Annotated in this window: 10 protein-coding genes; 8 read left to right on the top strand and 2 right to left on the bottom strand. The window is 58.1% G+C overall.

What is annotated here, in order from left to right:
• Positions 1–17 precede the first annotated feature (17 nt).
• From NCS28_RS20025 to otnK, 8 genes are all read left to right on the top strand, one after another.
• On the top strand, positions 18–914 hold the full coding sequence (locus NCS28_RS20025) for a carbohydrate ABC transporter permease (RefSeq protein ID WP_250515492.1): 897 nt from the start codon (positions 18–20) through the stop codon (positions 912–914).
• Between the two features lie 10 nt (positions 915–924).
• A complete protein-coding gene (locus tag NCS28_RS20020) occupies positions 925–1,818 on the top strand; it encodes a carbohydrate ABC transporter permease (protein ID WP_250515491.1) in 894 nt (297 codons plus the stop codon).
• A 54-nt stretch (positions 1,819–1,872) separates the two neighbouring features.
• Positions 1,873–2,943 (top strand): ABC transporter ATP-binding protein, encoded by a 1,071-nt coding sequence (locus tag NCS28_RS20015; RefSeq protein ID WP_250515490.1) that lies wholly within the window; start codon positions 1,873–1,875, stop codon positions 2,941–2,943.
• A gap of 41 nt (positions 2,944–2,984) precedes the next feature.
• On the top strand, positions 2,985–3,770 hold the full coding sequence (locus NCS28_RS20010) for an HpcH/HpaI aldolase family protein (RefSeq protein ID WP_250515489.1): 786 nt from the start codon (positions 2,985–2,987) through the stop codon (positions 3,768–3,770).
• 1 nt (position 3,771) lies between these two features.
• The gene (locus tag NCS28_RS20005; RefSeq protein WP_250515488.1) at positions 3,772–4,482 is read left to right on the top strand and encodes an alpha/beta fold hydrolase; all 711 of its coding nucleotides are present in this window, start codon (positions 3,772–3,774) and stop codon (positions 4,480–4,482) included.
• A 145-nt stretch (positions 4,483–4,627) separates the two neighbouring features.
• Positions 4,628–5,782 carry a porin gene (locus NCS28_RS20000; protein ID WP_250515487.1) on the top strand — a complete coding sequence of 385 codons (1,155 nt, stop codon included), beginning with the start codon at positions 4,628–4,630 and terminating at the stop codon, positions 5,780–5,782.
• 46 nt (positions 5,783–5,828) lie between these two features.
• Positions 5,829–6,818, top strand: a complete 990-nt coding sequence (locus tag NCS28_RS19995; RefSeq protein WP_250515486.1) for an ester cyclase — start codon at positions 5,829–5,831, stop codon at positions 6,816–6,818.
• Positions 6,819–7,197: 379 nt separating this feature from the next.
• The gene (gene otnK / locus NCS28_RS19990) at positions 7,198–8,496 is read left to right on the top strand and encodes a 3-oxo-tetronate kinase (protein WP_250515485.1); all 1,299 of its coding nucleotides are present in this window, start codon (positions 7,198–7,200) and stop codon (positions 8,494–8,496) included.
• Between the two features lie 481 nt (positions 8,497–8,977).
• Here otnK and NCS28_RS19985 read toward each other — a convergent pair whose 3' ends face one another.
• Both NCS28_RS19985 and NCS28_RS19980 read right to left on the bottom strand, forming a co-directional pair.
• Positions 8,978–10,618, bottom strand: coding sequence for a hypothetical protein (locus NCS28_RS19985; RefSeq protein WP_250515484.1), 1,641 nt, complete (start codon positions 10,616–10,618; stop codon positions 8,978–8,980).
• A 129-nt stretch (positions 10,619–10,747) separates the two neighbouring features.
• Positions 10,748–12,133, bottom strand: a complete 1,386-nt coding sequence (locus NCS28_RS19980) for an MFS transporter (RefSeq protein WP_250515483.1) — start codon at positions 12,131–12,133, stop codon at positions 10,748–10,750.
• Between the last annotated feature and the right edge of the window lie 38 nt (positions 12,134–12,171).

The raw sequence follows: 12,171 nt of genomic DNA, 5'->3' as shown, positions 1-12,171 counted from the left end.
TCTAAGGATAACGAGTCATGTCTGAACGATTGGCGAAATACGGCCTGGTGACCCCCGGAGTGGTGATTGTGCTCGGGACGGCGTTGTATCCACTGGCTACGACGTTCTACCTCAGTTTCCGAGACTGGAATCTCGGCCGAGCGAACGAATCAAAATCGCTATGGGCGCCGTCGGACGGGTGGTCACAGATAGGCTACCTCTTCGAAAATTACACCCGCGCGCTCACCGACCCGTCGATGTGGAACTCGGCATGGGTTACCGCGAAATTCACGCTCGCGTCCGTTGCATTGACCGTGGGCTTTGCGCTCGCTCTCGCGGTATTGCTCTTTCGAGGCGGAGCCGTGCGCGCCGTATTGCGCTCGATTTTGATCTTGCCCTTTGCAATGAGCCCAGCGCTCATCGGCGCGCTGTGGCGCTTCATGGCGAACGCGGATTTCGGCTTGGCGGGGGCGGTCAGCCGTGCGTTGCATCTGAAGGATGTCGACGTGCTTGGCAATCCCACCGCCGCCTTCTGGCTTGTGCTGTCGAGCGACGTATGGCATTGGACGCCTTACTTTGCGCTGATCTTTATTGGCGCGCTCGCGTCCGTGCCGAAAGAAAGCCAGGAAGCAGCCGAAATCGACGGCGCGAACTCAATGCAGGTGTTCTTCTCGATCACGTTACCGCAACTCGTCCCGGTGCTCGCTATCGCGATGGTGCTCAAAGCCATTTTTGCACTGAAGGTCTTCGACCAAGTGGTGATGATCACAAACGGTGGTCCTGGTCAGGCGACGCAAACCCTCACGCACTTCATTTACTTCCAGGGTTTCAAGTACCTGAATATGGGATATGCGTCGGCGCTCGGCTGGCTGCTCGTGGTTCCGATGATGTTGCTCACCGTACTGTACGTGCGCCTGACCCAGCGTGGAAAATAAGGAGCCGCCGATGACCACAAAATCACTGCGCGACGTGATGCCAGACACCCGTTCCCAAGTTATCGGTACTTATCGCGCGCCAAGCCCGATGCGTGCCCGACTCGCAACGATCGGGCGGGGCCTCGCGATGGCGCTCGTGTTCCTCGTGATCGTGCTACCGCTGCTGTGGATTTTCTCGGCCGCGTTCAAACATTACGTCGACATTTACCAGTTGCGCGTGGCTTTCACGCCAACGCTCGACAACTTCATCGAGATCATGCGGGAACCCTTTAGGGTGCAAGACAAGCTCTTGAACTCACTGATCGTGTCTTGCTCGACCGTGGCAATTACGCTGCCAATTGCCACCGCGTCCGCGTACTCGTTCTCACGTTTCCGGCTGTTTGCACATAAGTCACTGATGGTCGCGGTACTCGCTACACAGTTCCTTCCCCCGGTAGTGATCGTGTTGCCGTTCTTTCTGATGTTTCGGGACCTGGGCATGTACGACACGCGGATCGCTCTGATCGTCGTGCAGACCGCGATGGTGATGCCATTTGCGATTTGGATGATCAAGGGATTCATCGATCAAATTCCGATTGATATTGAAGAGTCCGCTCTGATCGACGGGGCCACACGCCTTCAGGTCCTGTACCAGATGATCATGCCTATCGCGTTCCCCGGCATCGTCACCGCAGGCATCTTTTGTTTCATTCTTTCATGGAACGACTTCATTATCGCCGTCATCCTGACTTCCGAAGATGCCGTCACGTTGCCCGTAGCGATGGGTCTCTTCAATCGTGAGGAGGGGGATCTCTGGCAACTGCTTTCGGCAACAGGAATACTAATCATGTTGCCTATGTTCCTTTTCGCCTCGTTTATGCAGCGATACCTGATTCGCGGCACTACAGCGGGTGCAGTGCGATAAACGCTAATCGCTCGAGTCACCATTACTGCTTCGACCCACTCAAGGCGAACCGACATGACCACCGTTACACTGAATCGTATCAACAAGTCCTGGGGCGGATCCCACGCCGTCAAGGATCTCAACCTCGACATCGCCGAGGGCGAATTCCTTGTGCTGCTCGGCCCTTCCGGCTGCGGCAAGACTACGACGATGCGTATGATCGCCGGTCTCGAAGACCCGACCGATGGCGACCTTATGTTCGATACGCAGCGCATGAACGGAATCCCACCGCGCCAGCGCGATGTGTCAATGGTCTTCCAGAATTATGGCCTCTACCCGCACATGAGCGTGTACGACAACATTGCGTACCCGTTAAAGCTACGCGGAGTGTCAGGGCAAGAAAGGGATCGCGAGGTGAAGCGCGCGGCCGAGCGCGTTGAACTGGGCCATCTGCTGGCGCGTCGGCCTGCAGCGCTATCGGGCGGTCAGCGTCAACGCGTGGCGCTCGCACGTTCGATCGTGCGCCGCCCGCGTGTATTTCTCATGGACGAGCCACTTTCCAACCTCGACGCAAAGCTGCGGGGAACGATGCGCGCCGAGCTCAAGCATCTGGCCCGCGAACTGGCTGTGACCACCGTCTACGTTACGCACGATCAGGTCGAAGCGATGACGCTTGCGTCGCGCGTCGCGATTATGAGAGATGGCGTGCTTCAGCAGATCGACGCGCCTGAGCGCATCTACAACGAGCCCGCCAACGCCTTCGTGGCCGCCTTTATCGGCTCGCCTGCCATGAATCTGCTGAACGGGGAGGGGCGTGAGGGGCAGTTCGTCATGCCCGACGGTTTCGTCTTGCCCGTCGTCCCGCCGCGGAGCGGCCCTCTTACGCTCGGCGTGCGCCCGGAAGACGTCGTGATTGGCGGCGGGGGGACACCCGGCTCGTTCAACGCTGACATCTACGCGTTCGAACTGCTGGGCGACAACACGCTCATCACGCTCAAGATCGGCGGCCAGCATTTCGTGGTCAAAGGCGATAAGGCCATCCGCTATGCCGACGGCGATCGCATCAGCCTGCATCCTCAACCCGCGAAGCTGTTTTGGTTCGACGGCGCAAGCGGCCAACGTATCGCGGCCACGCAGCAAAGCTAACGTATTTTGAATAACGCAGCCATACAGGAGATAAGTCAGACATGCGCCCCAATCTTGCGAAGCAGAAATTTATTGCCGGCGAGCCGATTGTCAATGCTTGGTTGTCAATTCCGAGCGGTTACGCTGCCGAGGTGGTTGCAAGTCAGGGGTTCGATTCCGTCACGGTAGACATGCAGCACGGGATGATGGGCTTCGACTCGGCCGTTGCGATGTTGCAAGCGGTGAGCATCACCTCGGCCACCCCGCTCGTGCGCTGCCCATCGCTCAACACGCCCGAGATCATGCGCCTCCTTGATGCGGGTGCCTATGGCGTGATTTGTCCGTCCATCGATACGCCTGAGATGGCGTCGGAATTCGTCGCGGCCTGTCGCTATCCCGCCGCTGGAACGCGTTCGTTCGGTCCGGCTCGGGGGCTGCTTTATGGTGGTGCGGATTACTTTGCCGAGGCGAATCAGACGATCATTGCCCTCGCTATGATCGAGTCTCGGCGCGCGCTGGAAAACCTGCATGCGATCCTCGATACTCCGGGGCTTGACGGTGTTTATGTAGGACCTAACGATCTCGCGCTGAGTCTCGGGGTGACGCCATCCGCGCAACCCGCGGAGGAAGTCGAGCAGGCGATCGAACGCATCGTCGAGGCCGTGCGCCAGCGTGGACTGATTGCGGGCATCTTTTGCAGTGACGGCGACACTGCGCGCCGGCGTTTGGAGCAGGGCTTCCATCTCGTGACACCGGGTAACGACGTCAATGCGCTGGCGTCGGCCAGTACAGCGCGTCTGATCGCAGCACGCGGTGGCAAGAGCGTCAGCGCAGGCGCCGGCTACTGACATGACGTACAAGCTCCCGCTCGTTCTTTTACCGGGCACGCTTTGCGACCACCGCCTTTGGAGCGCCCAGGTGAAAGCGTTCTCGCCCGAGCGGCGCGTCATCGTTTGCCCGCTCGGACAGAAGCCCTCCATTGAGGCGGAGGTTGTTCACCTTCTCGCCGGTTTGCCTCCACGCTTCTTTCTCGCTGGGTTCTCACTGGGGGGCATTGTGGCGCTGGAGTTCTATCGACGGGCGCCCGAGCGCATTGCGGGGATTGGATTGGTGGCGAGCAACGCGCGCCCGGATCCTGAAGCTAATCGGCAGACCCGGACCCGGCAGTCGGCGCGCGCCTTACGTGGCGACCTCGACGGATTGTTGCGGGACGAACTACTGCCGCATTACTTATCCGAGTATTGCGAACGCAGCGCGGAACTCCACGAGCTGATCGTCGCGATGGCGCACGCGAGCGCATCGCGATTTGCGCATCAAACGAACTACGCACGGTGCCGTGCCGACTCACGGCCCATGTTGTCGTCAATCGATGTGCCCGCGCTCTTGGTGTATGGAGAAGAGGATCGGGTTTCACCGCTGGAACGCCAGGTCGAGATGAAGGCGGCGCTACTTCACGCGATAAGTGTGGCGATTCCGCGTTGCGGCCATTTTGTGCCGCTGGAAGCCGCGGACCTTTGCACTGATGCGATGAATCGCTGGATGAGCGTCGGACAACGTTAGTTCAGTCTAATCTCGCAACGACCCTTTCATCTCTTATGAGTAGGTGTACTACTTAATAGATGACTATTTTGAGTGACAAATCGATTCCGGGGAATCATCCCGCCCATTAGCCGATGACACGCCATATCTAGTGAGCCCAATGCAAATGAAGACAAACCGCATGATATTCACTATTGCCTGTTTTGCTGCCGCTTCAGGCGCCCATGCTCAAAGCAGCGTTACGCTTTACGGCATTATCGACGAAGCCTTTCAATACACCACGAATCAGGCGGGCGGTCACACATACGCGCTCGCGAGTGGGACGTTGAGTGCATCGCGCTTCGGCTTCAAAGGACGGGAGGATCTAGGGGGAGGCTATGCCACGATATTCCAGCTTGAAAATGGCTATAACTCGAACAACGGCAAGCTGGGGCAAAACGGCAGGCTCTTCGGCCGGCAGGCGTGGGTAGGCATCGCCTCGCCCTACGGCAACCTGATGTTTGGGCGCCAGTACGACTTCGAAACCGACTTCATTGGGCCGTTCGAATCCGGTTACGCATGGTCGGGCGGTCCTGGCACGCAGCCAGGCGATAACAACAATTTCAACGCGAGCTTCAGGCTCAACAACGCAGCGAAGTTCGTAAGTACCTCGTTCTACGGCTTGAAATTCGGCGCCGTTTATTCATTTGGCGGAACACCCGGTTCGATCTCGAACAACAGTACCTACGGCGGCGCGTTGAGCTACACGGCCGGTGCCTTCTCGATTGCGGGCTCTTATTCTCATATTGACCGCCCGAATACTTCTGTCTACGACGGCACGCCAACGACTACCGGGGTTACGGTGTCAGGCCTGAGCTACTCGGGTTTCGTCTCCGCTCGCACGCTGCAAATCGCAGCCGTCGGAGCGTCATATGTGATCGGAAATTCGACAATTGGGGGAACCTTCAGTAATGTTTCGTTCAAGGAGCTTGGCAGTGGGGCCGGTCCTAACCCACAAGGTTATGCGGGGACGGCAGTTCTGAATACATTCGAATTGAACTACCTGCTTCGGATCAGCCCGGCGCTTACGGCGGGAACGGCATTCATCTACACCCGTGCGAACTCGGTGAATGGGCAGTCGGGGGCCATCTATCGTCAGGTCAACCTCGGTACCACATACAGCCTGTCGAAGCGCACGGATGTTTATTTGTGGGCCTACGGACAGAATGCGAGTGGTACGAATTCCGTCGGCGCGCCCGCTGTTGCGCAACTCGCGTTCAACACGGCTTCATCGACGGACAAACAGCTTGCCGTTGTAGCCGGTATTCGGCATCGTTTCTGACGCGGTCCCAGCGATCTGGATTGATTTTTGAAAGGGAGATAGTTACGTGAACTTGGATCTCGGTTCGTATAAGGATGTTCCAGACTTCATCTATGGAATCACGCGGGAGATTTGGGAAGACCGTGGAATCGGTGGCAGTCTGCAGAAGTACTACGCGCCGGATATTCTGCTTCGTGCAGCCACCGGTTTTACCGACAGCAATCGAGGGGTGACCGCGCAAACCTTGCAGACGCTTCATCAGTTTCCCGACCGCCAATTGGTTGGCGAAGACGTCATATGGACGCCGTATGGCGATGGCACGTTCCTGTCGTCGCATCGGCTTACGTCGGTTATGCGGCATACGGGGGATGGGATTCTGGGAAGGGCTCAGGGCCGGATGGTTCGCAGCCGTATCATCGCCGATTGCTGGGTACGGGATCAGGTCGTGGTCGAAGAATGGCTCGTGCGCGATCAGGCGGCGTTCGCTCGTTGCCTTGGCACGGACGCTCGTTCACTTGCGCGTGAAATGACCGACCGGGAACTGCGTCAAGCTCAACCGATCTCCTTTTTTATTCCTGCGCACGACAAGCCCAGCCGCTATAAGCCGACATTGCAGGACGACGAGGCACTCGCTCGATATCTGGAGGGTATGAAGCGCTTGTGGCATGACAAGGAGACCGCGATCATCCGCGACATGTATTTCCACGGTGCGGCATTCCATGCGCCGGGGGGCGACGTGCTCTACGGACATGGCGACATCGACACCTTTGCGCTTGGATACCTTGCATCGTTTCCGGATGCGGAACTCAAGATTGAGACAGCGCGGGTAAATCGCGAGCCTGAGCAGCCCGTACGGGCAGCGGTGCGCTGGTCTTTAACCGGCACGCATAGCGGTTTCGGGCATTTCGGCGAGCCCACGGGTGCGCCGGTCTACGTGATGGGTATGGCGCACGCGAATATAACGAAGGGCAAAGTGATGACCGAGTACTTCCTCACTGATGAGGTGTCGATTTGGAAGCAGATCTTTGCTCACGTCGAAAGTCGCGCCGGGGCCTGACCGAGCGGACGGTCCACTAACTCGCAGAAAGGCTTGCGGAGCGGGTGCCCATGACGGCCAATGGGCACCAGCGAACGGCTGGGATGAAATAGGAAAATGAAGTGTGCATCAAAGGGGCAAGGCTTAATCACATGAACCGGGTCCGACGAGTTCTGGCGGCCACCGGTGTCTCTTGGCTTTTCGGAATCGAGGATTCGTAGGGAATTGCCGCTGCCTGCGACGTCTGCAATCCGACGGAGGCCAACGAGTACCCTCTCGACGAAGAGACGAGAATATTTCCCCACGCTCGGGGGCGCCGGCAGGCGCAATACAAGGCTTGAGTGCCGGCGACTTGTGTTGCTCACGGATCATCCCGAAAACGCTTATTACGGATGGATCAATGGAGAATAGCCGTCTACCGCTCTTGGGCTGTATAGCCGACGATTTCACCGGCGCGACCGATCTCGCCAATATGCTCGTGCGCGGCGGCATGCGCACGGTGCAGACCATCGGCATTCCGGAGGCGGGGACGCAGATCGAGGCGGACGCGGTCGTCGTCGCGCTGAAGTCGCGCACCATTGCCGCCACCAGCGCCGTGAGCCAGTCGCTCGACGCCCTCCAATGGCTGCGCGCGCAGGGTTGCCGCCAGTTCTTCTTCAAATATTGCTCGACCTTCGATTCCACCGATCAAGGCAACATCGGTCCGGTCGCGGATGCGCTCCTCGACGCCTTGTCTGACAAACCCGAGGGCGATTTCACGATCGCCTGCCCCGCGTTTCCCGAGAACGGACGAACGATCTTTCGCGGCAACCTGTTTGTCGGCGACGTGCTGCTGAACGAATCGGGCATGGAGAATCATCCGCTCACGCCGATGACCGATCCGAACCTCGTGCGCGTACTGCAAGAGCAGACGAAATCGAAGGTCGGACTCATTCGCTACAACACGATCGCGAAGGGTTCGGACGCAATCCGCGCGCGCATCGGCGAACTAAAGAAGGGCGGCGTGCGCCTGGCGATCGCGGACGCAGTGTCCGACGCCGATCTTTACACGCTTGGCGAAGCGTGCCGCGACCTTACGCTGATCACGGGCGGCTCGGGCATCGCGCTTGGGCTGCCGCAGAACTTCCGCGCGGCGAATCTGCTCGCGCATGCGGAACATGCCGCCGATCTGCCGAAGATCGAAGGCAAGTCGGTTGTGCTGGCGGGCAGCGCATCGAAGGCGACGAATGCGCAGGTCGCGCGCTGGCGTGAATCAAAGCCGAGCTTCCGCATCGATCCGATGGCGCTCGCACGTGGCGGGCCGGTGGTGGCAAACGCCGTCGAATTCGCGCGCGAGCACTTCGGGAACGACGAAACGGTGTTGATCTACGCAACCTCATCGCCCGATGAAGTGAAGGCGGTGCAGCGGGATCTGGGCGTCGAGAAGGCGGGGGATCTCGTCGAAGAGGCGCTCGCGTCGATCGCGCGTCGGCTGCGGGACGCCGGCGTACGCAAATTTGTAGTTTCGGGTGGCGAGACCTCGGGCGCGGTCGTGCAGGCGCTGGACGTGCGCTTGTTGCGCATCGGGCCGCAGATCGATCCGGGCGTGCCCGCGACGCAATCTATCGGTGCGAATGCCGACGAAGCGATCGGCTTCGCGCTTAAGTCCGGCAATTTCGGTACGACTGATTTCTTCGAGAAAGCGCTCAAAGCACTGTAAGGGAATCGCCAACGTACATACTGGACAGGGTTTGCATCACCGGCGCGTGAGTGGGGGTAGTATCGACGCGATCAAGGCGCTCCGGGCCGCAGCCGCAGACGCTGCGAAGCTCCAGTTGAAGGCCAAGAACGTCACAGGCCGGGAAAGGGTGCGAGTCGCGCTGAACCCTCCGGCGTCTGATTTTGCCCGGGCCGGGGTAGCCGGCGATTCCAGTCGCGAACGTCATTCGCGCAACCCCAACGCGCTCACGAAGGTTTCCGGTTGAAGCAGTGCGCCGGAAAGACGCTTTTGCCATGGCGAATCATCGACTTCAGGAATTTTATGCGCCCGCCGCACTGGCGGCGGGCATCCCGGTCGAACTCGTTGGATACGCGTGTCAAGTCCGGCTGTTCGTTCTTAGCTTTTACGCCGCGCCGTCTCCGACGACGCCGACCGGCCAGCCCCGACAACCGAAACAGCAATACACGCGCTCGTGATTACCTCATCTCAGACTGCCAGCAACAACCGATGAGTCGACAATAAGCACCGGCCAATCCGCGACAGGGACCGAAAAAGTCGCGGAAGCGTTGCTTTGGGCGCTCAATGCCGGCATCTCATAGACTCTGCCGTCCATCATGTCGACGTAGCGAGGGCTCTCGGTGAAGCCGATCCCAGTGCATTTGAGCGAGACTGATGAGCGTGTTTCTGCTCCATCAGCGACGGGCAAGGTTGTCATCTTCCATACGGCCAACACCGTGGAGTCGCGATTTTGCGTGTGTTGCCTCCACGCGTGCACCGTATAGCCGACCGGGACAGTGCATCCATGATTCGGGTATGGCGACATCCGGTTGTCGAACAGCGCCGTCACATTCTGAAAAGCGTTGTAGGCCAACTTTTTGCCTTTAACTCGTTGATCACCATTTAAGAACGGCGCGTCGTTATTGGGATCCCATTCACCCGTGGCCAACAAGCCTTTAGTGTTCTTCGCATCGTCGTAATGCAGGTCCGTTATGGTGAACATGCTGGTTTCGATGCCTCGCGCAAGATCACCGAGCACGCGTCGTAGGTTATATTTAACCTGATTTTGCTCCGTCCAAAGAAGCGTGCCTTGATTACACATGGCATATGTCTGGCACGGTGTCGAAGGCGCCCCATTCTCGTCCATCCTTGCTTTGAATCCATATTTCTGGATCAAAGACAGAAAATTATTCATGCTTGTGTTGTCGGACGGGACGTGTTCATAGTCGACGCTCGTAGTGTACGGATGGAAGCCGACATAGACGTCGCTGCTCGGTACAGTCGGTCCCTTATTATCGTTGAAATACTGTAGCGACTGAAGGATGTAGTCGCGGTCTGCCTGGTTTGACCCACCAGCGCCACAGTTCTCAATGCAAGTCAAAGCATAGTGAACAGTGTACCAAGAGCCGATCATAATCTTTGCGTCAGGTTGCACGCTCTTTATCGCCTTCGCTGTGTCGACGATTAAAGATTTGTAGATGTCCAGGTCCTTTGTCGGCTCGTTCCAGATCTGCCAATCGTGCACTTTGTCTTTATAACGGGAAACGGTTGCTTGAACAAACTTGAGAAATTTTTCTTTTCCAGCCCCGGTGGGAAACTTACCACCCAAACTTGCAGTGCCGCAGTCGACGCAGCCAGGCCTGACGTTTCCGTAGCCGAGGAAAATCAATGGCTCGGTCTTTTGCGCAATGGCTCCGTCGACAATCTCATCGAGCTTGGCGAAGTTATACGTAGGCGGTGTCGTGATCGTCTGTTCGATGTCGTTCCACCCAGACTGGATACGTACCTTGGTAGTGCCCAGCGGATTTAGAAATTCTTTCCAGTTGGAAAAAGTACTGAAGTTGCGATCGGTGGTTTCGCCCCCGATCATCAAAGTGTTCGTCAGTCCCTGCGCCTTCAGTTCAGCGGTGGATCTCGCTTTGAGGCGGCCAAGCAGTTTGAACCCGTCGGTGCTGACTGGGGCAAGTGTGGCATAGCTTGCAGGGTCACTATCAAGAATGGCTTTAGTGGCGTCACTAATGGGCGGATTCACCGAATTGTCATTGCCACCACCACACGCGGCTAAAAGCAAAATCATGAGGCAACCAGCGCCCCTCGACTTTAGATAGCGATATCGATTATGCATGCTCGTCTCCTTCATATAAAGTCGTGTTGTGAACGGCTGCTCGGGACGCGAGAGCGTTTTGCATCCCGTGCCAACTGCAGCGTGCATGAAAAGTAATTCAGGAAAGGCTTGGCTACGGGGCCCGCCACTTTAGATTGATTTATTTGGGCGGGTGCTCCGGGTCGACACTATCGGTGCCGGCGGTAGCGCCTTGCCTGAGTGGATCTCGATGCGCCGGATCGGTCCTACGATCAGCCAATAAGAAATAATGGCGAGACCGGCATGACATCCAACGAAAGCAAGCGCCAGCTCAAAGCTGCCCGTCATTTGGACGATGTAGCCAATCGCCACGGGTGTGATGATGCCGGCTGCCGCGTTGAAGATGTTGAACAGGCCTCCGGTGAGGCCTACCGCGCGGGCGGGTGCCATGTCGGCGACCACGGTCCAGCCCAGCGAACCAAAACCCTTGCCGAAAAACGACAAGCACATCAGGGCGACCATCAGTGAATTGCTGGCGGTATAGTTGCATCCAACGATTACTGCGCTGAGCAGAAGACCCACGGTGATGGGGATCTTGCGCGCGACGCTGAGCGACCCCGAGCGGCGCAGCAGCCAGTCGGAAACGATGCCCGCACTCACTCCACCGACGCATCCGCAGATCGCGGGCAACGCGGACGCGAATCCTGCCTCCATGATGGAGAAGCCCCGGGCCTTTACCAGGTAAGCTGGAAACCAGGTGATGAAGAAGAAGGTGATGGCGCTGATGCAGTATTGCGCGAGACACACTCCCATCATCATCCGTGTTCTGAGAAGCTGAGTGACGTTGATTGCCGGCTCCGCAGAAAGTGCTTCCGGACCCCCGCGTCGGTTGGCGCCTTCGTCGACCAAAGCACCTCCGTTCTTGATGTAATCGAACTCAGCCGGCGTGATGCGTTTGCGCTCCGAAGGCGTATAGAAAAGAAGCCACCACACCACCGCAAGTGCGAGCCCCAAAATCCCCATGACGCCGAACACGTGCTTCCATCCGAAATGAAAAGCGACATAGCCCATCAATGGCATGAAGATGCCCAACGAAAGGTATTGGGCACAGTTGAATACGGCGCCCGCAAAGCCTCGCTCGCTTGACGGGAACCATGTTGCGATGACTCGCGCCGCGCCAGGGCCCCCGGGGGACTCCATCGTTCCCAGGAGAAACCGCAAGACCAGTAACCCCGCGAAGGCCTGGGGCAGCCACGCCGCACCGCCCATCATAAAGGTGACAATCGACCAAAGGACGATGCTCAGAAATACGCTCATCCGCGTGCCAAACCGATCCACAAGCTTGCCCGCGGGCAACTGCCAGATCATATAGGCCCAGGCAAAGACGCCGAAGAGCCATCCCATCTGGACCGCAGTGAGCCCGAGTTCCTTGCTCATACCAGGTCCGGCCACAGCCAGCGTGGCGCGGTCAGCCGTACTAAGCGCGAGAACGCAGGTGATCAAAGCGAGCATTACAAAGCGCTGCCAGCCTGCGCGGGGGGTCGAAGTTTCCATCATTACTACCTTCCTCATCGAATAGCGTTCACTGCAAAGAC

This window comes from Caballeronia sp. INDeC2, from assembly GCF_023631325.1.
Classification (GTDB): Bacteria; Pseudomonadota; Gammaproteobacteria; order Burkholderiales; family Burkholderiaceae; genus Caballeronia.
This window is presented reverse-complemented; position numbering and strand designations above follow the sequence as displayed.